Origin of the sequence: Nocardia spongicola (assembly GCF_047200775.1) — a bacterium.
Classification (GTDB): domain Bacteria; phylum Actinomycetota; class Actinomycetes; order Mycobacteriales; family Mycobacteriaceae; genus Nocardia.
On sequence record NZ_JBJZOO010000009.1, the window covers coordinates 113,357 to 138,349 of the forward strand.

The window sequence follows — 24,993 nt, forward strand, 5'->3', positions numbered from 1 at the left end:
GCTCCGGATCGGTCAGGTCGCCTGGCGTGGATCAGCGGGGTCAGGCAGAAGCCATAGAACACGGCGCTGGACTCGATATCGCGCAATTATTGGCCGATGCCGGTGGTACCGACTCGGCCGTCGCGTCGGCGGCGGCTCCTGCTGTCCGGGACGCCGAATTCGTCACCGAGATCATCACCACTGTGGCGAACAGATTCGTTTCCGGTGATCCGATCGATGCGGATACCGATATCTTCGAAGGCGGAGCCACCTCGGTAGCCGTCGTCGAGATCGTCGCGACTCTGGCCCGCGATTACGATATCGAACTCGAGCTCGACGATGTATTCGTCGACGCAAGGCCGCGCCGGTTGGCCCGGCGCTGGGCGACCCGCAACGGTGTCGCGCCCGCCGCCGTACCCGAGCGACAGGCCGTGGCGCCCACGCAGATCGAGCTCGCTGTCGATGATGAGGAACTGCGCGAGATCATGGCTGATATCGCGCAGGCCGACAGGCTGCCGTTCGTCGCGGCTCCTGAGCAGACCGCGCCACGCCGGGTGCTGCTGACCGGCGCGACCGGCTTTCTCGGTAGTCATATGCTGCTCGATCTGTTGCGCCGCAGTGATGCGCACGTGGTGTGCCTGGTCCGGGCCGAGAACGATACGGCGGCACAACAGCGGCTGGCCGACGCATTGGCCGGTTTCGCCTTGCCCTGGTCGCCGGAGGTGCAGCGGCGGGTCACGGTATTGGCCGGGGACCTGCGTAAACCCGCGCTCGGCCTGACGGGCGAGCAGTGGGATCGGCTGACCCTCGAGGTCGACTCGATCGTCAATGTCGCCGCGACAGTCGACTTCCTGCGGGGCTATGCCTCGCTGCGGCACAGCAATGTGCTCGGCGCTCTGACCATGGCGGATCTCGCGGTAACCGGCCGGATCAAACCACTGCACCACATCTCGTCCATCGCGGTGTTCAACGAGGTTGGTATCGCGTCGATGGGCGAAGACGATCCGGTCGCCCATATCGATCGTCTCTCCGCCGGCTACGACAAGACGAAATGGGCTGCCGAAGCGGCGCTTCGCCGGGCGCGAGAACACGGACTGACAGTGACGTTCCTGCGGCCCGGCGGTATCGGCGGACACACCCAGACCGGTGCGCACAACCCGCACGACTTGAGCAGCGCTCTGCTCGGCGCGCTGTCGCGCTTCCGTACTGTGCCCGCCTTCCGCCATGTCAACGCCGCTCCGGTGGACTGGGTCAGCCGGATCGCTGTCGAGATCATCTGCGCCCCCAGCGCCTGGGGCTATAACTACAACCTCACCGGCGTACCGTCCACTCTGGACGATGTACTCGGCGAGATGGCACTCGCGGGCATGCACGCACGGGTGCAGCCATGGACGCAGTGGCGTACCGATGTGGTGCGGCGCATCCGGACCGAGAATGTTCCCGAACTCGAGTTCCTGGCGCGGATGATGGAATCCGATACGGCCAGTCTGCTCGCCGAGGCCTCACTGCTCGGCCCGGCCGCGACCGGTGCGCGCACCGAAGCCTTCGTCCGGGCGCACAATCTGCCCGCACCGCGCCGCTACGATGCGCGGCAGCAGCAGAAGACCCTGGAACGACTGGCCGCGAACGGTATCGCCAAGCTGCCGCACCGCACCGATCAGCCCTACCTCTGGTTCGCCGAGACGATGGAAGGCTCCGTCGGCATTCCGGACGGCGCTGCCGACACCCCGTGCTCGTTGTCGTTGACCCTCTCGATCACAAGCATGTACCAGCTGCTGGATGAACGCAGAGTAGACGTCGCCGGCGAAATGACCTGTGTGCGAGTGCATCCCGATCCACTGATTGTCGAATCAGGCGAAATCGTCATCCGGCCGCAGGACGGGATTCCGCCGTCAGCCGAGTTGCGTCACCCGCTGCTGCGGTATCGGCTGCGGCTGCGTGACGCCGATGGCGGATCGTGGTGGCTGGAAGGGCAGAAGACCGCACGAGCCCGCTGGAATCTATGGCGGCAGACCCGAGCCCTTACCGTCCGGATCGGCAGGGAGGGCGCACCGGCGACGGTGTCCGGCGAGGTGATCGTCCCGGCCGAGTCCTATGTCAGGGAGCAGATCGACGGTATCCGGGTCGACCCGAAGCTGTCCGCACGAGAACAACGTGCCGCGAAGGCCGTCTGGTTGGCCTGGTTCGGCGCTCAGGTCGGCCAGGGCCTGCTCGAACCGGCGTTGCGCGCCGGGGCCGAATTGCTCGACCTCCGTCGTGGCGCTACCGCCAATCCTCGCTTTCGCCGTGCACTCCGGGAGATCCGATGACTTCGCTTTCCACCACCCCTGCTCTGCAATCCCTCTATCCACGGCAGCGGGAAGCCTGGGTCGAGGATGTCCCCCTGCGTACCGAAGACGGGACGCGGCTGATCCTGCGCCGGGTCACCGACACCGGTGCGCCCGCCGGGCAGCGCCCCGCGGTCCTGCTGTTACACGGACATACCGCCTCGTCGGATATGTTCCTTGTACCCGAGATACGCAATCTGGTCGAAGTGCTGCTCGACGGCGGGTACGAGCCCTGGCTGCTGGACTGGCGCGGGAGCTGTCGTCTGCCTTATAACGAGACCGGTGCCCGTTTCACCTATGACGACGTAGCGGTATACGACATTCCCGCCGCCGTGACAACGATCCGCGAGCGGATCGGCGACCAGCAGCTTTTCGTGGTCGCACACTGTATCGGTGCACTGACGTTGTCGTTGAGTCTCACCGCCGGGTTGGTGACCGGCCTGGCCGGTGTGGTCGCGCACGGTGTTTTCTTGACACCCAAGATGAGCGTCAAGACCCGGTTGCGGACTTCGCTCGGCGGGGAGCTGCTGCGGTCGCGCCTCGATCACATCCCGGTGGATTTCCGGAAAGTGGGCCTGCGCTCCCGATTCCTGCCTGCCTACGCTCTGCTCGCCAGGGGAACCGACGACTGCGCCGATCCGACCTGCAGGCTGGTACACAACAGCTGGGGGATGGGCGGGGATCTGTTCGTGCACGACAATCTGCATCCGCGCACCCACGAGCGGCTTGCCGAGTTGCTCGGCCCGGTCCCGACCTGGATCCTGCCGCATATGCGCCGGGTCGAACTCGCGCACGCGGTCATGCGCTGGCACGACAACGATGACCGCTACGAGGCATTGCCGGTGAACGCGGTGGATGCCGCTGATCGTCTCGATTGCCCGGTGCTCTTACTGGCAGGCTCACAGAACAAGTTCTGGGAGAACTCCAACGAACTGTGTTACGAGGTGCTTTCGGAGCGGTATCCACAGCTCGATGTGCGGTACGTCGAGGTGCCTGGCTACGGTCATCTGGACGCCATCATCGGGCGCGGCGCCGCACTCGATGTGTTCGGCCATATTCTGCATTTCCTCGGCGAGCATCGATGAGGCGGCAGGAACCATTCCGTGCCGCGACCGCCCTACGACCCTGGCGCGAGGCGTTGCTGGAAGCGTTGCCGAGGCCGGCCGCCGCCGGGCTGGTGGCACCGCGGCCGGGATGAACGGCTGGTATGAGCGGTGGTGCTCATGCCTGCCACGAGGGGGCCGCGGCATCCTTGGCAGAGCGGGTGAATTCGAGTGGCCTGCCGTCCCGGCCAACGGTCGGCCACTCGATCGCCAAATCGGTGTCGAAAACATCGATTTGGCGATCGAGTTCGGGTGAATACTCGAGGGAGCACAGGTACACGAGGGTCGAGTTGTCTTCGAGGGAGAGAACCGCGTGACCTAGCCCTTCGGACAGATACACCGACCGTCGATGGATATCGTCGAGTACTACGCTGTCCCACCGTCCATAGGTCGGTGAGTCGGGACGTAGATCGACGACCACATCGAGCAGTGCGCCATGCGCGCAGGTCACGTACTTCGCTTGGCCAGGGGGGGTGGCTGTGTAGTGGATTCCGCGGAGCACACCCGCGGCGGATACCGAGCAGTTGACCTGATGAAGATCGAACGGCCTGCCGGTCACCTTTTCGAATACGGTGGATTTGAACGTCTCGACGAATACCCCGCGCGGATCTTCGAACTTCGTCGGGGTGAACTCCCAAGCACCCTGGATCGCGAGTTCGCGCACCTGCATGGTCATGGCATCACTCTCCTGTGCCTCGTACTTGCCCTCGCATCAACTTTCGCCGAGCAGACCGAGGAGATAGCTGCCATAACCGGACTTCAGGAGTGGTTCGGCCAGAGCTCGCAACTGTTCGTCATCGATGAATCCTTGCAGCCAGGCGATCTCCTCGGGAACATTGATCTTCAGTCCTTGCCGCTGTTCGATGGTACGGACGTAGTTGGCGGCATCCAACAAGGAGTCGAACAGGCCGGTGTCGAGCCAGGCCGTACCGCGGGGCATCACCTCGACCCGCAGCGCGCCCTTATCGAGGTAGGCCCGGTTGATATCGGTGATCTCGTACTCGCCCCGCGCCGAAGGCCGCAATGCGCGGGCGATCTCGACTACCTCGTTATCGTAGAAATACAGACCGGGAATCGCGTAGTTCGAACGGGGTCGTACCGGTTTCTCTTCGATGGAAACCGCTTTGCCGTCGCGGAATTCGATAACACCGTACGCGCTGGGATCGGCCACCCGATAGGCGAATACCGCGCCACCGTCGATATCGTGGAATCGGCGCAGGCTGGTGCCGAGACCGGGGCCATGGAAGATGTTGTCGCCCAGGATCAATGCGACACTGTCGGTTCCGATGTGCTCGGCTCCGAGGATAAAGGCCTGAGCCAGGCCGTTCGGTTCCGGTTGCACCGCGTAGTCGATCGAGATACCGAACTGGGTTCCTTCACCGAGCAATCGACGGAACGCGGCGGAATCTTCAGCAGTCGTGATGACCAGCACTTCCCGTATTCCCGCCATCATCAGCGTGGAGAGCGGGTAATAGATCATAGGTTTGTCGTAGACCGGGACCAGCTGTTTGCTTACGCCGCGGGTGATCGGATAAAGCCGGGACCCGGTGCCTCCGGCCAAGATGATTCCTCGCACGGCCTCAGTCTCGCAGTCAGGCTTCCGCGAGCGGCATAGGGGTCGGCCCGGAGGCCAGGCAGTGCCCGGGAGGTCAGGCGGCGCTCAGCAGGTCAGGCGGCGCCGGAGCGGGCGTCCGATCGGCTGAGCGAAGATTCCAGCTGGCGCACGAAATCATTACAAAGGTTTAGCCACTCGGCGTGCCGGGTGATTGATAGTGCATGGATCACATTCGTAGTGATGTAGCGCATATCGCTACGGCCCGATCCATGCGCCGGAATGCGTGACCACCAGCGCCGCGGGCACGTCGTAACGGTGCGCAGTGTGAGACGTCAGCGCCGACTCTCACCCCAGGTTCCGCCTGGCCGGGATCGGCGCGCCTCTGGGAAGTAGGTGCGCTATGACAGCGACCGCAGTCGGCAGCAGTGCTGTCGTGATGAATCCCGATGGTCCGAGCGCTTCGGCCCGATTGTTGTCGGCAACCTGCCGTGGGTTGGTACGGCCGCTGCTGCGAGTGGCACCGATCACCCGCACCACCATCCCGGTCGGTGCCTGCGCCATCGACGGGCTGGCCCGGCTACGGCCGAGCCCGCGGGGGATCGAGCGCGAGCGAATCGTCCTCGACGGCTTCCGCATGGAGATCGTGCGGCCGCAGGGGACGGCACGCGCATTGCACCATGGTGCGCTGCTCTACCTGCATGGTGGCGGCTTCGCGATCTGCGGCATCCGCAGCCATCGTCCGATCGCGGCGAGCCTGGCCCGCCGCACCGGACTGCCGGTGGTCAATGTCGAGTACCGCCAACTGCCAGGCACCCGCATCACCGAGTCGATCGAGGACTGCCTGACCGCTTACCGCTGGCTGCTGCGCCACGGCGTGGATCAGGGCCGGATCGTCTTCGCCGGTGATTCGGCGGGCGGATATCTCGCATTCGCGACCGCATTGCGCGCACAGGAGTCGGGACTACCCGCGCCGGCCGGATTGGTCGGCCTGAGCCCACTGCTCGATCTGGACTACACCGCGAAGCGGCATTACCAGCACCGCGCACGTGACGCGTACATCCCGTTGTCGGCGATATCGGCAGTAGTGCGGATCGGTGCCGAGGTCGATGGCGTGCTCGACCCGCGGCTTTCCCCGGTGAACGCGGAACTGGCCGCACTTCCTCCGGTGCTTCTGATCTCCGCTGAGGAGGAACTGCTGCGCTACGACTGCGAGTTGATGACTCAGCGGCTCACCGCGGCGGGTGTGCCGAACACGTTGGAGTTGTGGCGCGGCCAAGTGCATGCCTTCATGAGCATCGCGCCGGACCTGCCGGAAAGCAGAGCGGCCCTGGCCCGCACGGCGCACTTCGTGCAGGCCTGTTTCGCCGAGGGCTACCAGGCCCGGACGGCGTGATCGTCCGGGTTGTCCAGGCGAGCCCCGCCCCGCGTCCGGCCGGGACGGGGCTCGCGTCTGTATGGGTGCGCCGCAACCACGTACAGTCGTCAGAGTGCGATTGCTCGTCACCGGCGGCGCCGGGTTCATCGGCGCGAATTTCGTCCAGCAGACCGTATCCGACCATCCGGAGACGATCGTCACCGTTCTGGATGCCTTGACCTATGCGGGTAACCGGGCGTCCCTCGATCCGGTAGCCGACCGCATCGATTTCGTGCACGGCGATATCGCCGATCTGGATCTGGTCGACGAACTGGTCAGTGGCGTCGACGCGGTGGTGCACTTCGCCGCCGAATCGCACAACGACAATTCCCTCGCCGAGCCGTGGCCGTTCGTGCAGACCAATATCGTGGGCACCTACTCGCTACTCCAGGCGGTACGCCGCCATGCGGTGCGATACCACCATGTGTCGACCGATGAGGTGTTCGGTGATCTGACGCCGCAGGACCCGGCGTTCACCGAGACCACGCCGTACAACCCTTCCAGCCCCTATTCCTCGACGAAGGCATCGAGCGATCTGTTGGTGCGGGCGTGGACCCGCTCGTTCGGTGTGCGGGCCACGATCTCCAACTGCAGCAACAACTACGGGCCCTATCAGCACGTGGAGAAGTTCATCCCGCGCCAGATCACCAACTTGATCGACGGCGTCCGGCCGCGCCTCTACGGTGCGGGTGACCAGGTGCGCGATTGGATTCATGTGGATGATCACAATCGCGCCGTATGGGACATCCTGCAGCATGGCCGGATCGGGCAGACCTACTTGATCGGCGCCGAGGGTGAACTCGACAACAAATCGGTGGTGCGCGCGATCCTGGCGGAGTTCGGCCGAGAACCGGACGATTTCGATCACGTCACCGACCGGCCCGGTCATGATCGACGCTATGCGATCGACGCTTCGCTGCTGCGCACCGAACTCGGCTGGCAGCCGCGCTATGCAAACTTTCGCGCCGGACTGGCGGCAACCATCCAGTGGTATCAGGACAATGAATCCTGGTGGCGGCCGGCAAAGGCCGATACCGAACGTGCTTACCTGACCGCGGGGGAACGGACGCTCAGCGCGGCAGAAGACTGAAGGTACGTCGCCGTGCGGTTGCGCGGCTCAGCCCCAGACGATGACGTAGTACTTCACCGCGGCCGCGATAAGTGCCGTGCTCATCGCGGCGAATACGGTGACCGCCGCGCCGATCGCCGGGCTCTTTCCCGTGGTATCGGTCAGCCGCACCGGTATCGAGCGCAGCGCGACCGCGAGCGCGACGATCGCCAGCGGCACGAAGTAGCGACCCTGGACACCATCGATGAGGTAGTAGCCGACCGGTGTGAAAGACAGATACAGCGTCACGTAGATCATCGCCGTGGTGGTCGTCACGATGAGCGCGACGAATAGCGTGCGATATACCCCTGGGCTGTGCATCCGCTCGGCGACACCGAGGCTGACCACGAATGCGAGCAGGCAGGCCACGATCGAGAGAGCGGGAACATCGAGGTAGGCGAAGCCGAGCTCGCCGAAGAACTGGTTGAACCAGCGCTGGTCGCGCAGCGCGATACTTTCGCCGAATACGTGAACGAACGCCAATGGATCATCGAGGACGGCGCGGAGCTGATCAGCGGGACGTACCGAGTCCCACTGGTGTCGCGGCCGCATCAGGCCCATGCCCTCCCCGGTCGGCGCCGCGATCTTCAGCCATATCGCGAAGAGGAGGACGCCGGTTGTGGCGCAGATCCATGGGATTGCGCGCCGCCATCCGGCGTATCCCAAGCGTTCGGCGGGCACCAGCACAGCGAGTGCTGCGAGCAGTACGTAGGTGGGTTTGCACAGCGGCAACAGCAGTGTTGCGGCCAGCAGGGCGCAGACTTCCCCGCCACCAAGTCGTGCGCCGAGGAACAGAGTTTTCACCAATAGCGTTGAGATCAGCACCGCCAGCGCGTTGGTCATGGTGTCGGCGGTGACCGTGCCTGCCTGGAACACCGCGATCGGCAGCACGGCGACCGTGCCTGCCAGCCACTGAACTCGATATGCCCGCACTGCGCGCAGTGCGAATCCGACTATCGCGAGATAGGCCGCCAGTCCGGCGAGCCGGGTGAGCAGCAGCAGTGCGCCCACATCGAGTCCGAGTACTTCGCCGAGCCGGATGCCGATCGCGGCCGGGAAATACGCCGCCGGTGGGTAGGCGGCGGTATTGGTGAACCAGATCGTTTGGGTGGTATCCGAAACCGGGGTATTCCGTAACTGGTCGTAGCGGGCCGGATCTTCCACCATGGGTCCGGGTTCCTCCGGGTTGGTGGTGTAGTCCAGCAGGGCGTAGTCCATCAGCGCGGCAATACCGACCGGAACCTCGCCGCCGTAGGCGATGCCGCGGTTATCCGGGATGCGCTCGGGCCGGAAGCCACCATGTGCCACCTGGTAGGCGCGGCCGAACTGGGTGATCTCGTCATGCCCCCAGAACGGTGGGGTAAGGACGCTGAACAGCGCGCCGAAGAGCGCGGCAAGCGCGGTGCAGGCGATAGCCGCAGCACCGAGGTCAGCCACGGTTCGGCGCACGAACCGGCCCACGGTCCGCTTCGATGTGGTCGACTCCGACTTGCCCACATCCTTCCGAGAGGACTGCGCCGAACCTGCTCCGGGGTGTGCCGTGGCGGCCGGGTCCGCGGAGGGGTTCTGGTCGCTCGGTGCGGACCGATCCGCCGAAGTGGTCAATGCCAGGCTCCGTCATCGCTGTCGCGATCATTCAGGTAGGAGTCCACCGTGCCAACTGCCGGGTAGCCCAGATAGACCAGCCGTACGGCTTCATGTCGGTAACGCCGTATGCCGTCGAGGACAAGGCCGGCGGTCCAAGCCAGGCTGCCGAGCAATACCAAGGTGAAGCCGAGCAGCAGTGTGGGAAAGCGCGGTACCTCATGGACGTGGTAGAACTCGATGATGATCGGCAGGGTTATCAGGACCGAGACCACCCAGCTCAGCGTGCCGAACAGGCCGTAGAACGCGACCGGCCGTTCGTGCCGGGCCAATCCGATGATCAACGCGAGAATTTTCCACCCGTCGTGATAGGTGCGTAGTTTGCTCTCGCTACCGGCGAGGCGACTGCGGAAACCGACCGGCACGGCGGTCCGCGGCACCCGTAGGTGCAGCGCGTGCACGGTGAGTTCGGTCTCGATCTCGAACTCGCGGGAGACCGCGGGAAAGCTTTTCACGAAACGGCGGGAGAACACCCGGAAGCCGGAGAGCATATCTTCGACATTTTCGCCGAATACCTTTCCGACCACGCCGTTGAGTACCTTGTTGCCCGTATGGTGTCCTGGGCGGTACGCCGCGCAGTCTACGTCGGGTTTGCGCACGCCGAGCACCTGGTCGTAGGGGCCGTCCAGGAGTGTCTTGATCATCAGTGGTGTGGCTGCCGCTTCATAGGTGCCGTCGCCGTCGATCATCACGTACACATCGGCCTCGATATCGGCGAAAGCGCGGCGCACTACATTGCCCTTGCCTTTGGCCTGCTCCCGGCGCACGATCCCGCCCGCGGCGCGGGCCCGATCCATGGTCTGGTCGGTGCTCAGATTGTCGTAGACGTAGACGACTATTCCCGGCACCGCGGCCTGCAGGTCGGCGACGACCTCGGCGACCGTGGCCTCTTCGTTGCGACACGGGACCACGGCGGCAATACGGAGCTCGGTGGAGTCCACTGGGACAATACTCATGATCGGTGATTAAGGTGGGAGCACGAGGAGGGCACAGGGAACTCACAGCTACCCGGCGCCCGGTCGGCTCGTTCGCCAGAGAACGTGGGTCGCGGTTTTCGGTCGTACCGTCTTCGGTCGTACTTCGACATGTCGCATAGCGGACATACGTACGGGCCGGTTGATATCCTCACCCCGGCCGAAAGGCATCCAGGGGCCCGTTCGTCCCGTCCGGCACAATGAGAACTTCGAGGATTTCATGGATCCGTCGGCTACCGAGGCCGTTACCGAAAATAATCAACACTCGACGGCAATCGACGCGCCTGCCGCGCTGCGCGCCGATCATCGCGCGCCCGATCGGCTGGTACTTCAGCGCGGTATCTTCACCGGGCCGTCGGCCAAGGTGAGTGACGAGCTCTACGCTGTTGTCAAAGGTGGTGCGCAGCGGGAGCGGCTGATGCTGCGGCTGGATCAGGGGGCAAGGGCGCACACCAACACCTACTTCGGCCGGTTCGCCGCCAGTTACTGGCAGCGCTGGACCACGGTGACCGAAGTGCGAGTCGGTATGGTGCTCGATGTCGCCGGACAGGCGGATATCCGGCTGGTCGCCTCCGATATCGCGGGGCACCGCAGAATCATCGACACCGTACGGGTCGACAGCAGCGGACCGGTGACCCTGACCGCCCCTATCGACCAGTACGTCGACGGTGGCGCTCTGTGGCTGGAATTCGATGCCATCGGTGGCGCGCTCGCCATCACCGAGCTGACCTGGAGCGCCGCCGCGCCGCAGCAGGTGCGGCCGGTCGCCATCGCCATTTGCACCTTCAACCGTGCCGCGGACTGCGCGGAGACGGTCGCCGCGCTCTCCTCCGACCCGACGGTCCTCGCGGCGATCGACGCGGTGTACATCGTCGACCAGGGCACCGATCTGGTCGAGGCTCGCCCGCGCTACCAGGAGGTAGTACCCGTTTTCGGGGATAAGCTGCGCTATCTGCGCCAGCCGAACCTTGGTGGCGCCGGTGGATTCACCCGCGGGCTCTATGAGGTGTCCGCAGTCAACGAGCATGCCGACGTCATCCTGATGGACGATGACATCCTGTGCGAGCCGGAGACGGTGCTACGCCTCAACGCCTTCGCCAACCTCACAGTGGAGCCGACCCTGGTCGGCGCGCAGATGCTGTTCCTGCTCAACCCGGAGTACCTCAATGTCGGGGCCGAAGATGTGCATCTGCACCAGCTACGTCACGGGCAGCGGGTGCCGAAGGCGTTGTCCAACACCAGCATGCTGAAAAAGAACCAGGAGCGCCGTGTCGACGCGGGCTACAACGCCTGGTGGACCTGTTTGATCCCGGCCGAGGTCGTCGCGAAGATCGGCCTCCCGATCCCGATCTTCTTCCAGTGGGACGATGTGGAGTACGGCATCAGGGCGCGGGAGCACGGATTCGTCACCGTCACGCTGCCCAATGCCGCGGTGTGGCACGCGGATTTCTACTGGAAGGACTACGACGACTGGGCGCGTTACTTCAGTACGCGCAATTCGCTGATCGTCGGTTCGCTGCACGCGGATCTGGACGCCGAAGAGATCACACGCAAGCTACGGCGGGAACTGGCCGAGCATCTGGTAGCGATGCAGTACGGTCTGGTGCACACCACCTTGCAGGGCATCGAGGACTTCCTGCAAGGGCCCAAGGTTTTGCGGGACGGCGGTATCGCCGCACTGGCTGCCGCGCGCACCAGCCGGGGTGATTATCCCGAGACGATCAAGCATCCGGCCGCGACGCCACCGATCCGCTCGGCCGATATCCGGATACGCCGTGCCGGTGGGACACCGAGCCGTACGACGCTGGTGCTGGTCAAGCGCGCGATCGGTCAGTGGTTCGGGCGTACCCAGCCCGGAATTGTCGGGGTTACCAGGGAAGACGCGCACTGGTGGCATGTTTCGCTGTTCGACCATGTTGTGGTCACCGACGCGTCGCAATCCGGTGTGCGGGTGCGGGTGCGCGATAAGGCCCGTGCCAGGCAACTGCTGCGGCGCACGCTGCGCGTGCTGCGCAGGCTGCGCCGTGAACTTCCTGCCGTGCAGGCGCAGTACCGCGCCGCTATGCCGGAACTGACCAGCCGCGCCAACTGGGAGCGGCTGTACGGTATCGGCTCCGAATAGCCTGTCGTACCCCAGTGACATGAGCCGCATCCGCGAGGAGCGGGTGCGGCTCATGCCATGGTGTGCTCAGAGGAACAGATCGGTGGTGAGCTCGCCGTCGCCCGGAACCACGCGGTATTTGTCCAGATCGGTGATGCCGTGGGTAGCCAGGACCTCGTCATCGATGAAGAAGTTGCCGCTGGTCTCCTTACCGGGAGAAGTGAGCACCAGATAGGCGGCATCGGCGTAGATATCGGGAGTGCGTGAGGTGGCGATCATCTGCTCGCCACCGAGCAGATTCCGCACCGCGGCAGTCGCGATGGTCGTACGCGGCCACAGCGAATTGACGCCGATCCCGTCGCCGGCGAGTTCCTCGGCCAGACCCAGTGTGGTCAGTGACATCCCGTATTTGGCGATGGTGTAGCCCAATGCGGTGCCCGCCCATTTCGGGTCGAGGTTCAGTGGCGGCGACAAGGTCAGGATGTGTGGGTTGCGCCCGGCTTTCGCCGATTCACGCAGATACGGGATGCTCGTCTTGGACAGCAGGAAGCTGCCTCGGCAGTTGATGTCCTGCATCAGGTCGTACTTCTTCATCGACAGCGCCTCGGTAGGCGACAGATCGATCGCCGAGGCATTGTTCACCACGATATCGATGCCACCGAACCGTTCGACTGTCTGGCGTACTGCCTCGGCCACCGATTCATCGATGCGGACATCGCCGACGAACGGCAGCACCTGCCCGCCCGCCTCTTCCAGTTCCGCGGCAGCGGTGTGGATGGTGCCGGGAAGCTTGGGGTGCGGCTGATCGGTTTTGGCGATCAGGGTGATGTTGGCGCCGTCGGCCGCGGCCCGTTTGGCGATCTCCAAACCGATGCCGCGGCTGCCACCGGACATGATCATCGTCCGGCCTGCGAGTGGCTTGGCTCCCGGTTCCGTCATTGGCCTGCTCCTTCATCTGTGCCACAGGCAATCACCTGTGACTGTGCGCACGTGCGCCTCTTAGCGTAATGCCTGTCACTATGCACGCAGTTGCATAGTGGTGCACTCGGTACTCGCCGACATGGTGGATATCGGCGAGTACCGATTCATGGCACAGGGAAGGTCGGCATCAGCGCCGCGTATCACCACGCTCCCGGTACAGCTTGCGCTGCCGTTTGGTGATGTCGCGCCAGTAGCGCTCGCGTTCGGCCTGTAACCGTTTATCGGTGCGGGCCAGGATCCACTCGTTCTCTCGTTCCAGCTTGTGGTAGCTGTCCAGCCTGCGCTGGGTCAGCTCGCCGTTGTCGATCGCGTCCCGCACCGCGCAGTCCGGTTCGCCGCGATGTCCGCAATCCCGGAAATGACACTGCTCGGCGAGGGATTCGATATCACTGAACGTTTTATCGATGCCGGTGGTGGCCGTCCAGAGCCCGACCCCGCGCAGCCCGGGGGTATCGATCAGCGTGCCGCCGCCTGGCAGCGGCCGCAGCTCCCGGTGCACTGTGGTATGTCTGCCCTTTTTATCCGCGTTCCTGACGGTATTCGTGGCGAAGACCTCCGCCCCGAGCAGGGCGTTGGCCAGAGTCGACTTCCCGGCGCCGGACGGCCCGATCAGGGCGACGGTGCCGTCGAGCATCGCGTGGAGCACATCGAGTCCGGCGCCGGTATCGGCGCTCACCGCGAGCACGGCTGCCCCGGGTGCGATAGCGCGCACCTCATCGAGCGGCAGATAGGCCGCCGCATCGGCTTTGGTGAGCAAGACGATCGGCTGCGCCGCGCTTTCCCAGACCAAGGCGAGCATGCGTTCGATCCGCCCGAGGTTCACCTGGGTGTCGGCAGCCGAGCAGATCAGTACAGTGTCGACATTGGCCGCGAGCACTTGGCCCTGCGACCGCCCAGAGGCCGAGGATCGCATGATCGCCGATCGTCGCGGAAGTAGCTGCCGCACTGCGTAATCGGCGTCTACACTCACCCAGTCGCCGGTACACAGCCCGCTGACCTCGGCATCCGCTCGGGGACAGCGGCCGCGGGCTAGTCCGTTCGGGGTGGCTATATCGCATGCGCCGCGGTCCATCCGGATCACCCGGGCCGGTACGCAGTCTTCCTCGATCATCGAGGTGTAATGGGCGGAAACGGCTTCGGTCCAGCCGTAAGGGACAAGAAGGTCGTGATCGACCATGGTGGAAGGAATCCTTTATCGGGCGCCGAACCCGATCAGGGTTCAGCGAGTGGCGAAAGAGCTGAGGTCTCCAGTAACGGCACGCCTGACCTGGGCGTGCCTGGACACGGCAACCCGAATGATGCTCATGACGGTCCGCACCTCCTTGTCTGTTTCGCAGCGGTCCCTAGCTTCGCATCCAGTCGTTGATCCGCACAACCGAATTTCCACTCCGCACCCGGGCCATATCGGGTACGTGTCAACTATTCCGCTCTCGAGGATTCGCCGACATCGAACTATGCGTGCCAATGCCCGGACAACAGGTCGAAGCGCTGATACACGGCGATCGCGGAATCGGCGGGCTTCAGTCGGGTTTGCCGAATTGTTCGTTGCGCCCCAGCGAACGGAGATGGAACCATTCGCGTAGCCCCGCCGGATCGCGCCGGGTGACGAGGAAGAACCAGGAGAATCGGATCCATTCCTGCGGAAGCAGTTTGCGCATACCGGGCTGGGACATCAGGTAGCCGCGGTTGCGGTAGGTGAAGTAGCGCTTCACCGGGTCGTCCGGATACTGCGTGTGCATCCGGCCGCCGAGGATCGGCTTGAACTCGGCCGCGCCGTTGGGATGCAGGTACGCCGTCTGCAGGCAGGTGCCGAACGGCATTCCGGAGCGGACCAGCCGACGATGCACTTCTACTTCGTCGCCACGCACGAACAGACGCAGGTCGGGTACGCCGATCATGTCGACTGCTCGAGCGGAGATCAGCGCGCCATTGAACAACGAGGCGATACCGGGCAGGAAGTCCTCGGTGCCGAGTTCCGAGCGCAGCCGTCGCCAGACCACACCGCGACGCAGCGGGAAGGCGAGGCGGTCGGGTTCGTCGATATCGCAGACCACGGGGGACACTTCGACAAGCCCGTACCGGTCCGCGCAGTCCAACAGGATGGACAGCACCTCGGGGCCTTCCGGCCTGCCGTCATCGTCGGCGAGCCACACCCAGTCCGCACCGATGCTCAGCGCGTGCAGTATGCCGAGCGCGAACCCGCCTGCCCCACCGAGGTTATGTGCCGAGCCGAGATAGGTCGACTCCACCGGCTGGTCGCGCACCAGCTCGGAAACCTCCGGTTCGTTGCCGTTGTCGATCACGATCAGGTGATCCACCGGACGTGACTGGGATGTGACTGCTTTCAGTGACTGGGTCAGTAGTTCGCGGCGTTTGTGCGTGACGACGACGGCTACGACCTTGGCATGCGCACCCGCGGTCGGCGTCGTCGCGGAATTCTGGGCGGGGGCAGCGCCTGGAGCGACAAGTGCGGCGTCGGTGCTCGCCGCGCCCTCGGCCTGTGCCCGCGCTTCTTCGTCGATCGGGGCGCTGTGCCCGGTCGGCTCACTCATGCGTGATTCCGCTCAATTCTCGTTCGGTTCCCGCAGACCGTTCGGCCTGCATCTCGCGCAGCACGGTCGCGACATGATTGCCCGCTTCCGGCCCCTCGTAGGCTCGCACTACTTCTTCGATACCACCCTGCAAGCGAATCTGCCCATGATCGATCCACAGCGCGGTATCGCACAGCTGCGCGAGGAATTCGTTGGAATGACTGGCGAAGACCAGGATGCCCGAACGCGCTACCAGTGACTGCAGCCGAAGCCTGGCTTTCTTCATGAATTCCGCGTCTACCGCGCCGATACCCTCGTCGAGGAGCAGGATCTCCGGATCGATCGAGGTCACCACACCCATCGCGAGGCGGACCCGCATACCGGTCGAATAGGTGCGCAGTGGCATGGACAGGTATTCGCCGAGCTCGGTGAAGTCGGCGATCTCATCGATCTTCGACAGCATCTGCTTGCGGGTCTGTCCGAGGAACAGTCCGCGGATGATGATGTTCTCGTAGCCGGAGATCTCCGGGTCCATACCGACGCCGAGATCGAATACCGGAGCCACCCGTCCACGGATGCGGGCGCTGCCTCGCGAAGGCTCGTAGATGCCGGAGAGCAGGCGCAGCAGGGTCGACTTGCCCGCCCCGTTGTGCCCGACCAGCCCGATCCGGTCGCCTTCCCGCAGCGAGAGCGTGATATCCCGCAACGCCTCGACCACCACGACGTCGGACTGGTTGCGTCCGATCGCGCCGCCTGCCTTACCGAGGAACGCCTTCTTCAACGACCTCGACTTGGCGTCGAAAATCGGGAACTCGACCCACGCCTGCTGGGTTTCGATACTCACACGACTCATCGGGTGCTCCTATACCCAGTACGTTAGTTCGACTGGTCCTTGCCGTGTCCTCGTCACTATCCCTCCGAGCCCTCCAGCGTCCCTGTAGTGCCGGCTGGTCAAGGGTACGTGCCGGGAAGTCGCGGTCGCTCGAGGCCCTGTGCTCATCCCCGCCGCCTCGTGGCTTCCGAAGCGTCTTTCAGCTCCGTGGCCCCCTCCGTCCCTTCGGGAAGGGCCGAGGAGCTCAACGCGGGCAAATCCGAGCCAAGAGATGGCAAAGACCGCCCTCGTCGTGGCGGTCTTTGTCATCTCTTGGGTTACCGGTCCAGCTTGGCAAGAATGGCTTCGAGTAGCTTCCCGTGCGTCTCGAGTGTCTTCCCCTGTGATTCGAGTGTCTTCCCCTGTGATTCGAGTAGCTTCCCGTGCGTCTCGAGTGTCTTCCCCTGTGATTCGAGTAGCTTCCCGTGCGTCTCGAGTGTCTTCCCCTGTGATTCGAGTAGCTTCCCGTGTGACTCGAGTGTCTTCCCCTGTGATTCGAGTAGCTTCCCGTGTGACTCGAGTGTTTCCCCTTGTGATTCGAGTAGCTTCCTGCACTCCGACTGCTCGACCTCAACTCTGCCGAGTCCGGCCTTGACTTCGTGCAAATCGGCGTAAACGACCTTGAAATGCTCGTCTATGGCAGCGGCATAGTTGTCGAGTTCATGCAATTCTCCAACGTGTGACGCAACAAGCGCCTCCAGGTTGGTCACCCGATCCTCCAATGGAGCCTTGCTCATACCCTTTTCCCCCTTTTGCTGTGTGTCAGTGGAGTCTACCGAACACTGTCGGCAGCCGGAGCGATAGCCATGAGCTGCCGCACCCGAGCGGAACTGGGTCACCTGATCAGGGGGTATCGGTGATTTCTTATACCCAATACGGCACGCGTGACCGGTATTGCTTCATGGCGAGGATGGCGACAGCCCAGCCGAGTACGGTGATCGCGCCGACGATCAGCCAGTGCCGCAGCTGTTGCGGCTCGCCGAGCAGGGGTGCCCGGACGATTTCCAGGTAGTGGAATGTCGGCACGAGTTCGGCGAGCTTGGCGCGATCGCCCGCCCCTACCTGCGATTCCAGGGTCTTGGTCGTCCACATCACCGGGGTCAGCACGAACAACATCAGCGTGGTGCTGCTGAGGATCGGCGCGATATCCCGGTAGCGGGTGCTGAAGATGCCGAAGACGATGGTCACCCACATGGAATTCAGGAAGATCAGCGCGATCGCCGGGATCGCCAGCAGGCTGGCCGCATCGAGATGGCGCCAGACTCCGAACGCGGCGAGCATTACCAGGTAGATCACGATGTTGTGCGCGAAAAACAAGAGCTGGCGCCATACCAGCCGGTAGACGTGCACGCTCAGCGCGGAGGGAAGCTGTTTGATCAGGCCTTCGTTGGCGATGAAGACTTCCGAGCCCTCGAGGATGCTCGCGTTGATCACGTTCCAGATGATCAGCCCGACCGTCACATAAGGCAGATACTCCTGTAGCGGTTGGCCGAACAAGGTCGCGTACAGCACTCCCATCGCGGCGGCCTGCACGCCGGTGGCGATGGTGATCCAGAACGGGCCGAGCACCGAGCGACGGTAGCGCTGCTTGATGTCCTGCCAGCCGAGCGATAGCCACAGCTCACGCTGCGCGAATCCACTCGTGAAGTCGAGGAACGCGCGTCGGAAGGTCTGTGAGTCCGACACTGTTTTCGCCAGGGTGGCTCCGGCGCGCGAGCCGGGGGTCTCCGGCGTGGCCGTGCTCACCGATTTCTCCTTCGCTTCGGCGTCGCTGGAACGTGGTGGGTGTTCGGTCGGGATGGATGGTGCGTTGTCGTCATCCGAATGTGCTCGGTCATCATGTGCTCGGTCATCGCAACCGACTGAGCTCTCTTCGGGACGCGCCGCACTCGGGTCGGGTACCGAGTCGGGGCGAGCGGCAGAAGCAGGCACGGTGCACGAGACTACTCTTGCGGATTCCGCCGCCTGCGTGGCCTGCGCGCATCGCCGCTCTCACAAGTACTGACCGGAACCACCGGTGAGCTGACTCGGATAGTTGCCGCGCGGTTCGGCACCGTTGACGGCGGGCGGCAGCGCACCCTGACGCATCTGTTCGAGCTGGGCCCTGGCGGCCATCTGCTGTGCGAACAGTGCGGTCTGGATGCCGTGGAACAGGCCCTCCAGCCAGCCGACCAGTTGCGCCTGCGCGATCCGCAACTCGGCGTCGGAAGGGACGGTGTCGTCGGTGAAGGGCAAGGTCAGTCGTTCGAGTTCTTCCCGAAGCTCCGGGGCGAGGCCTTGTTCCAGTTCACGCACCGAGGATTTGTGGATCTGCTTGAGCCGGTTGCGGCTGGCCTCGTCGAGCGGCGCCGCGCGCACTTCCTCCAACAGTTGTTTGATCATGGTGCCGATCCGCATGACCTTCGCGGGGTGTTCGACCATATCGGCGAGCGATTCGCCGGAGTCGTCCTTTTCGTCGGATTCGCTCTTCTCGTTGTCATCGGCAACTGCATCGTCGGCGACCACCCGTGTGGTGCGGGAGGTCGCCGAGCCTGCTGTCGCGGGGATGGTCAACGGCTTGCCATCCGGGCCGACAACGACGATATGGTCCGGTGCCTCATCCGAGTGCGTCATGGTCCCATCATGTCGCTTACGCTGCGGCCGCGCTAAGCCGCCCACGGTCCATCTCGAGGTCGCGACAGCTCCGGTTGGTGTCCTTCCCGGTGCAGTGTCTGCCTCGGCGTTCCGTCTTGCCTTGTAAGCCTCCTATCTTGCCTCAGGCGTTTTATCCTGTTCAGGTCGTATGGTTCAGATTTGTCGAAAGTCGGTCGCCATGCTGAGTCGCAGGTTGCTGTGCTGCTTTCAGGATGTGGAGGGCGACACGGTTACACAGGCTCGCCCGCTGCCCTTAGAGTGGCCAACATGACATATGACGTCGCGAGGGTTCGGGGCCTTATACCGTCCCTGGGCGACGGCTGGATCCATCTCGATCCGCAGGCAGGCATGCTGGTTCCGGATGCGGTGTCTCGTGCCGTATCGACCGGATTCCGGACGTCTTCCTTCTCGCATGTCGGCAGGCACGGTGCCGCTGTGCGCAGCGCGGCGATTCTAGAGGCGGCCAGGGAAGCGGTGGCGGACCTGGTCGGTGGTGATCCAGCGGGCGTCGTACTCGGTCCCGACCGCTCGGTGCTGTTGGCCTGGCTTGCCGAATCGCTCAGTTCCCGGCTCGGGCTCGGCACCGGCATCGTGCTGTCCCGGCTGGACGACGAGGCCAATGTCGCGCCGTGGCTACGCATCGCCAACCGGTATGGCGCGCACGTGCGCTGGGCCGAGGTGGAGATCGAGACCTGCGAGATGCCGTCCTGGCAGTTCGAGGAACTGATCGGTCCGACAGCGCGGCTGGTCGCGCTCACCGCCGCTTCGCCGATTGTCGGTTCGGCCCCCGCGGTCCGGGTGGCCGCGGACCGGGTGCACGAGGTAGGCGGTCTGCTCGTAGCCGATGCGTTCGGCGCCGCACCGTACGCACTGATCGATATCGACGAGCTGAACGCCGATGTGGTCGCGGTGAGCGCACCGGCGTGGGGAGGTCCGCAGATCGGCGCGCTGGTCTTCCGCGATCCCGCGTTCCTGGACCGGATCCCTTCGATGTCCTTGAATCCCTATGCCAAGGGCGCTGAACGATTGGAGGTGGGCGGGCACCAATACGCGATGCTCGCCGGACTGACCACCTCGATCGACTACCTCGCCGGGCTCGATGAGCGAGCGCGCGGCACTCGGCGTGAGCGCCTGGAGATGTCGATCACGTCGTTGCAGGACTACCACGACCTGTTGTTCGAGTACCTGATGGAGGTGCTGGAAGCGGTTCCCGACCTCACCGTGATCGGCCGCGCTTCCACACGTATCCCCACGGTCAGCTTCACACTCGCAGGCATGCAGGCGGAGAAGGTCGCGGCCAAACTGGCCGATCACCGGATCAGCACGGTGAGCGGGGTTCACGGTGGCAGCAGGCTGTTGGACGCACTCGGTGTCAACGACGAGGGTGGGGCGGTGACCATCGGTCTCGCGCCTTACACCACGAAGTTCGAGATCGATCAGCTCGGCAGGGCGCTGCTCGCGTTGGAGTGATCGGCGGTGGCTGCGGCAGCAGTGGCAGGGATCGCTGTGACAGCAACCCGTACTCAGAGTTCCCGTATTCTCAGCACCACCTTGCCGAACACTTCGCCGGAATCCAGCAATCGATGCGCTTCGGCAGCCTCCTCGATCGGCAGCTCTGTGTCTATGACCGGAACCACGGTGCCGTCGGCGATCAGTGGCCATAGGTGTCTGCGCAGCTCAGCGATGATCTCGGCCTTGCTGCCCGCGCCGGTCGCCTGTCGTGTGCGCACCGTGGTGGCATGAATGGTCCCCCGTTTGCGTAATAGCGTGGCCAGATTCAGCTCCGCGCTCACCCCGCCCTGCATACCGATCACCACCAGCTGTCCGTGCTCGGCAAGCGCTTCGACATTCCGTTCCAGATAAGCCGCGCCCATATTGTCGAGAATGATGTCGGCGCCAGGTCCGCCCGCGCCTGATTCCTCAGCACGCACCGCGGCGACGAAATCCTCTTTTCGATAGTTGATCAGCACGCTCGCTCCGAGCTCCGCGCAGCGCGCCAGTTTCTCGGCCGAACCCGCGGTCACCGCGACGCGCGCCCCGAGCATTTTCGCGACCTGGATGGCATGCGTGCCGATGCCACCGCCGCCGCCATGGATCAGTACCAACTGGTTCGCGTGCAGGTTCGCGGTCATCACGAGGTTCGACCACACCGTGGCGGCTACCTCGGGCAGCCCGGCCGCGGCACCAAGATCGAGGCTGTCGGGAACCGGGAGCATCTGGGTCGCGGGGACAACGACACGTTCGGCATAACCGCCACCGGACAACAACGCGCACACTCTGTCGCCGACTGCCCAGTCCTGTACACCCGCACCGAGCGCGGTGACGACGCCGGAACATTCGAGGCCGAGGATCTGGCTCGCCCCTGGCGGGGGTGGGTAATGGCCGCGGCGCTGCAGCAGGTCGGCGCGGTTGACACCGGCCGCGGCGACTGTGATCACCACTTCACCTGGCCCTGGTTCCTCGTCCTGTGCCGCGGCCAAGGACATCACTTCGGGGCCGCCGTAACCGTTCAGGTGGATAGCACGCACAATGTCCTAATTGTTCCGCCAGGAGGGGCGACTGTCTACCCACGATTGCTCCTCTCCGCGATCCGCTGTCGAGGTGCGGCGGAAGACGTGGTGGCCGGGCGCCCGGCACCGCCGAACGACTGGTGCCTACCTGCGTTATCCGCTCATTTCCGCAGCTCGTCGCGCATAGAATGACCAGCGTGTATCCCGAACCCAGTGGTCGTGTGGTAGCTGAACCGCGCTGGCTCACCGCTGCGCAGCAGCGCGCCTGGCGGGCGTATATGGACGGCCACCAACGTTTGATGGCCGCGCTGAACCGTCAGCTGCAACGCGACAGCGATCTGACCGTCGCCGAGTATCGAATTCTGGTGCTGCTCTCCGAGGCCCCCGATCGCTCGCTGCGAATGAGTGAGCTGGCCGACGGCGTGCTGTCATCGCGAAGCAAACTGACCCATCAGATCCGGCGGCTGGAGGCCCAGCGGATGGTGCGCCGCAATACCTGTCTGGAGGACGGACGCGGTGTGCTCGCCGAACTCACCGACGAGGGTATGCGTCGGTTGGAGGCCGCGGCCCCCGGTCATGTGGAAGCAGTCCACCGCCACTTCATCGACCTGCTCGCTCCGTCCCAGCTAGAGGCGATCGGCACGGCCTTCGAGCGGGTCGATAAGGAAATAGGGCAGCACCCCGGCTGAGGCGTCCGCTACGATCAGGTGCCTGGAGACGTGGCAGAGCGGCCGAATGCACTCGCCTTGAAAGCGAGCGTCGTGAGAGCGACCGGGGGTTCAAATCCCTCCGTCTCCGCCGTTCGGCTCGTAGGTGCGGGGTGGGTTTCGAGCCCTGCACCACGGTCGGTAATGCTGTACGAGAACTTTTGGTGGACAACGTCGGTAAGTAACCGCAGACCGTTGGTTTCTGGTTCGCGCTCGGTCACTCCACCGTGGTGTTCGTGCTCGTGGCCTTGCTCGCGGGTGGTGTGCGAGCGCTCGCGACCGATGCGAGCCGCTCCGCGCGGTGAGCGCGACGCGCAGTTCTCGATACCGCCACCGGGCCACCCGAACGCACGGTCTCTGGCAGGATGGTCCGCATGTCCTCTCGACGCGGGGTGTGGCGTGGGGTCTCCAGTGTTTTTGCCGGCGGCCTACTCGTGTGCGGCGCTTTGGTGTTCGGCGCTCCCAAGGTAATCGCGGTCCCCGACTCGCAGCCACCTGCGAGTACCGGGTCGGCGAGTGAGTCCGTACCGGCCGAGCCGACCAGCGCGCAGCCCGCGGCCGCGCGGATCGATCGCATCGAACCGATCGATGATCGGTGGCTTCGGGTGTTCGTCGCCTCGCCTGCGATGCGCCGGGTGGTCGAGGTGCAGGTACTACTGCCGCGCGACCGGTCCCGTCCCCGTCCTACCGTCTACATGCTCGACGGTCGTAGTGCGAGCCTGGACAGCAACAACTGGATCGAGCTCGGGCACGCGGTCGGCTTCTACGCCGACAAGGACGTCAACGTGGTGTTCACCGTCGGTGGTCCGGCCAGCTTCTACACCGATTGGCAGCACCCGGATCCGGTGCTCGGCACATACATGTGGGAGACCTTCCTGACCAAGGAGCTGCCCCCGCTGATCGATACGGAGTTCGACGGCAATGGCAGCAATGCGATCATGGGCGTCTCGATGGGTGCCGAGGCCGCGATGATGCTCGCTTTCCGGCAGCCGAGGCTCTATACCGCTGTCGCGGCGCACAGCGGTTGCTTCTCGATGGGCACCGATATCGGTCAGTCGCAGGCCCGTGCCGTGGTAGCCACCTACCGAGGTGATGGAGCCAATATGTTCGGCGAATGGGGCGATCCGGATTGGCTGGCCCACGACGTCACACTGCATGCGGATGCACTGCGCGGCAAGACGATCTATCTGTCGGTCGGTAGCGGCCTGCCCGGTGTGTACGACGTGCCGTGGAATCCGGATATCGACTTCGTCAAGACCGTCACATTCGGCGGCACCCTGGAAGCGGTGACCAATGCTTGTACGCGGCGGCTCGCCGATCGGTTCGGTGCGCTCGACATCCCGATCACCACGCACTTCCGGCCCACCGGTACGCATTCTTGGCCGTACTGGGCCGATGAGCTTGTTCGATCCTGGCCGACTATCGCGGGTGCGCTCGGCATCCGTTAGTCGAGAAAACGCGCGCACACAGCGCGATCGGTGGCGAAGTCGAGGAACAGGTCGTTCTCGTGCGGGTCGCCGACAGTGACGCGCACACCGTCGGTACCGTACGGGCGCACCAGCACACCGGCCGCCGCACTGGCTTCACCGAACTCGATGCTGCGCGCGCCCAATGCGAGCCAGACGAAATTCGCCTCACTCGGCGGCACCGGGTATCCGGTCGCCACCAGCGCATCACGCACCCGACCGCGTTCGGCGATCAGCAGGTCGGTGCGATCGAGTAGTTCGTGACGTGCTTCCAGCGACGCGATCGCCGCCGCCTGTGCGAGCCGATTCACGCTGAATGGGATATGCACCTTCAACAGGGCCGTGATCACGGCTGGATCGCCCACCGCATAACCCACCCGCAGGCCGGCCAGCCCATAGGCCTTGGAGAAGGTACGCAGCACCACCACATTGGGCCGGGTCCGGCCGAGTTCGACTCCGTCCGGATGATCGCTCAGCCGCACGTACTCGTAATAGGCCTCGTCCAGTACCACCAACACATGCGATGGCACCCGGTCCAGGAACCGAACCAGCTCCGTCTTACCGACAGCGGTTCCGGTCGGATTGTTCGGGTTACAGACGAAGATCAGTTTGGTCCGGTCGGTGATCGCGGCGGCCAGCGCGTCCAGATCGTGTACCAGATCGGCGGTGAGCGGTACAGGTACCGCGGTGGCATTGCCGACCTTCGACACGATCGGATACGCCTCGAACGACCGCCAGGCGAACAGCACTTCGTCGGCTGCCGACGAGCAGGTGATCTGGACCAATTCCTGGCACAGCGCCACACTGCCGCATCCGACCGCGACATTGTCGAATCCCACCCCGAGGAATCCGGCCAGCGCTGCGCGTAATTCCGCGACCTGATTGTCCGGGTAGCGGTTGGCCAGCTCGGCTGCTTCGGCGATGGCCTTGGCAGCAGCGGGTAGTGGACCGAAGGTCGTTTCATTGCTGGCCAATTTGACCGCGTCGGGATGGCTGCGGCCAGGGGTATATGCCGGGATCGCCTCTAGGTCCGGCCGGATCTGCGCTGTCACACTCCAACCCTAATCGGCGCCGTGGAAAGCCCGATC

21 protein-coding genes, 1 tRNA gene and 1 pseudogene are annotated in these 24,993 nt (G+C 64.3%); 10 read left to right on the forward strand and 13 right to left on the reverse strand.

The features are described from left to right. Positions 1-26 precede the first annotated feature (26 nt). Entirely contained in the window at positions 27-2,288 is a 2,262-nt protein-coding gene (locus tag ACL02S_RS17350; protein ID WP_412803475.1) for a thioester reductase domain-containing protein, read from the forward strand. Further along, positions 2,285-3,391: an alpha/beta hydrolase gene (locus ACL02S_RS17355; protein ID WP_412803476.1), complete on the forward strand. Its 1,107-nt coding sequence runs from the start codon at positions 2,285-2,287 to the stop codon at positions 3,389-3,391. Before ACL02S_RS17350 ends, ACL02S_RS17355 begins: the two co-directional genes overlap by 4 nt. Positions 3,392-3,527: 136 nt before the next feature. On the opposite strand, the gene ACL02S_RS17360 is transcribed toward ACL02S_RS17355, so the two are convergent. Next, positions 3,528-4,079, reverse strand: a complete 552-nt coding sequence (locus tag ACL02S_RS17360) for a dTDP-4-dehydrorhamnose 3,5-epimerase family protein (RefSeq protein ID WP_412803512.1) — start codon at positions 4,077-4,079, stop codon at positions 3,528-3,530. A gap of 42 nt (positions 4,080-4,121) precedes the next feature. Further along, complete coding sequence (gene rfbA, locus ACL02S_RS17365) at positions 4,122-4,985, reverse strand: glucose-1-phosphate thymidylyltransferase RfbA (RefSeq protein ID WP_412803477.1); 864 nt, start codon at positions 4,983-4,985, stop codon at positions 4,122-4,124. Between the two features lie 379 nt (positions 4,986-5,364). Here rfbA and ACL02S_RS17370 point away from each other — a divergent pair, with 379 nt between their 5' ends. Together ACL02S_RS17370 and rfbB are read left to right on the forward strand one after the other, a co-directional pair. Beyond that, complete coding sequence (locus ACL02S_RS17370; protein ID WP_412803478.1) at positions 5,365-6,357, forward strand: alpha/beta hydrolase; 993 nt, start codon at positions 5,365-5,367, stop codon at positions 6,355-6,357. Positions 6,358-6,451: 94 nt separating this feature from the next. After that, a complete protein-coding gene (gene rfbB / locus ACL02S_RS17375; protein ID WP_412803479.1) occupies positions 6,452-7,468 on the forward strand; it encodes a dTDP-glucose 4,6-dehydratase in 1,017 nt (338 codons plus the stop codon). A gap of 27 nt (positions 7,469-7,495) precedes the next feature. On the opposite strand, the gene ACL02S_RS17380 is transcribed toward rfbB, so the two are convergent. After that, entirely contained in the window at positions 7,496-9,091 is a 1,596-nt protein-coding gene (locus tag ACL02S_RS17380) for a DUF2142 domain-containing protein (protein WP_412803480.1), read from the reverse strand. Continuing rightward, entirely contained in the window at positions 9,088-10,086 is a 999-nt protein-coding gene (locus ACL02S_RS17385) for a glycosyltransferase (protein ID WP_412803481.1), read from the reverse strand. The genes ACL02S_RS17380 and ACL02S_RS17385 overlap by 4 nt, the downstream gene beginning before the upstream one ends. Positions 10,087-10,324: 238 nt before the next feature. Here ACL02S_RS17385 and ACL02S_RS17390 point away from each other — a divergent pair, with 238 nt between their 5' ends. Then, positions 10,325-12,226 (forward strand): glycosyltransferase, encoded by a 1,902-nt coding sequence (locus ACL02S_RS17390; protein ID WP_412803482.1) that lies wholly within the window; start codon positions 10,325-10,327, stop codon positions 12,224-12,226. Between the two features lie 66 nt (positions 12,227-12,292). On the opposite strand, the gene ACL02S_RS17395 is transcribed toward ACL02S_RS17390, so the two are convergent. The 7 genes from ACL02S_RS17395 to ACL02S_RS17425 all read right to left on the reverse strand — a co-directional run bounded on the left by ACL02S_RS17395 (position 12,293) and on the right by ACL02S_RS17425 (position 19,201). Next, a complete protein-coding gene (locus ACL02S_RS17395; RefSeq protein ID WP_412803483.1) occupies positions 12,293-13,144 on the reverse strand; it encodes an SDR family oxidoreductase in 852 nt (283 codons plus the stop codon). A gap of 169 nt (positions 13,145-13,313) precedes the next feature. Then, complete coding sequence (gene rsgA / locus ACL02S_RS17400) at positions 13,314-14,363, reverse strand: ribosome small subunit-dependent GTPase A (RefSeq protein WP_412803484.1); 1,050 nt, start codon at positions 14,361-14,363, stop codon at positions 13,314-13,316. A 343-nt stretch (positions 14,364-14,706) separates the two neighbouring features. Continuing rightward, positions 14,707-15,738 carry a galactofuranosyltransferase GlfT1 gene (gene glfT1, locus ACL02S_RS17405; protein ID WP_412803485.1) on the reverse strand — a complete coding sequence of 344 codons (1,032 nt, stop codon included), beginning with the start codon at positions 15,736-15,738 and terminating at the stop codon, positions 14,707-14,709. Beyond that, complete coding sequence (gene wzt, locus ACL02S_RS17410; RefSeq protein WP_412803486.1) at positions 15,731-16,570, reverse strand: galactan export ABC transporter ATP-binding subunit Wzt/RfbE; 840 nt, start codon at positions 16,568-16,570, stop codon at positions 15,731-15,733. The genes glfT1 and wzt overlap by 8 nt, the downstream gene beginning before the upstream one ends. A 296-nt stretch (positions 16,571-16,866) precedes the next feature. After that, complete coding sequence (locus ACL02S_RS17415; RefSeq protein ID WP_412803487.1) at positions 16,867-17,298, reverse strand: DUF6944 family repetitive protein; 432 nt, start codon at positions 17,296-17,298, stop codon at positions 16,867-16,869. A 154-nt stretch (positions 17,299-17,452) separates the two neighbouring features. Continuing rightward, positions 17,453-18,286: a galactan export ABC transporter permease subunit Wzm/RfbD gene (wzm, locus tag ACL02S_RS17420; protein WP_412803513.1), complete on the reverse strand. Its 834-nt coding sequence runs from the start codon at positions 18,284-18,286 to the stop codon at positions 17,453-17,455. Positions 18,287-18,580: 294 nt separating this feature from the next. Then, complete coding sequence (locus ACL02S_RS17425) at positions 18,581-19,201, reverse strand: bacterial proteasome activator family protein (RefSeq protein ID WP_412803488.1); 621 nt, start codon at positions 19,199-19,201, stop codon at positions 18,581-18,583. A 288-nt stretch (positions 19,202-19,489) separates the two neighbouring features. On the opposite strand from ACL02S_RS17425, the gene ACL02S_RS17430 reads away from it, so the two are divergent. Beyond that, positions 19,490-20,692, forward strand: coding sequence for a cysteine desulfurase-like protein (locus tag ACL02S_RS17430; protein WP_412803489.1), 1,203 nt, complete (start codon positions 19,490-19,492; stop codon positions 20,690-20,692). Between the two features lie 53 nt (positions 20,693-20,745). Here the strand turns inward: ACL02S_RS17430 and ACL02S_RS17435 are convergent, their stop codons facing one another. Further along, complete coding sequence (locus tag ACL02S_RS17435; RefSeq protein ID WP_412803490.1) at positions 20,746-21,750, reverse strand: NAD(P)H-quinone oxidoreductase; 1,005 nt, start codon at positions 21,748-21,750, stop codon at positions 20,746-20,748. 170 nt (positions 21,751-21,920) lie between these two features. Between ACL02S_RS17435 and ACL02S_RS17440 the strand changes: the two genes are divergently transcribed. The 4 genes and pseudogenes from ACL02S_RS17440 (at position 21,921) to ACL02S_RS17455 (ending at position 23,887) form a co-directional block, all read left to right on the forward strand. Beyond that, positions 21,921-22,421, forward strand: a complete 501-nt coding sequence (locus ACL02S_RS17440; RefSeq protein WP_412803491.1) for a MarR family winged helix-turn-helix transcriptional regulator — start codon at positions 21,921-21,923, stop codon at positions 22,419-22,421. Positions 22,422-22,445: 24 nt separating this feature from the next. Next, positions 22,446-22,530 (forward strand) — tRNA-Ser (locus ACL02S_RS17445). A gap of 94 nt (positions 22,531-22,624) precedes the next feature. Continuing rightward, positions 22,625-22,729, forward strand: a pseudogene (locus ACL02S_RS17450) (HoxN/HupN/NixA family nickel/cobalt transporter); the annotation flags it as partial. 84 nt (positions 22,730-22,813) lie between these two features. Beyond that, positions 22,814-23,887 (forward strand): alpha/beta hydrolase, encoded by a 1,074-nt coding sequence (locus ACL02S_RS17455; protein ID WP_412803492.1) that lies wholly within the window; start codon positions 22,814-22,816, stop codon positions 23,885-23,887. Here ACL02S_RS17455 and hisC read toward each other — a convergent pair. Beyond that, positions 23,884-24,957, reverse strand: a complete 1,074-nt coding sequence (gene hisC / locus ACL02S_RS17460) for a histidinol-phosphate transaminase (protein ID WP_412803493.1) — start codon at positions 24,955-24,957, stop codon at positions 23,884-23,886. The genes ACL02S_RS17455 and hisC overlap by 4 nt on opposite strands. Between the last annotated feature and the right edge of the window lie 36 nt (positions 24,958-24,993).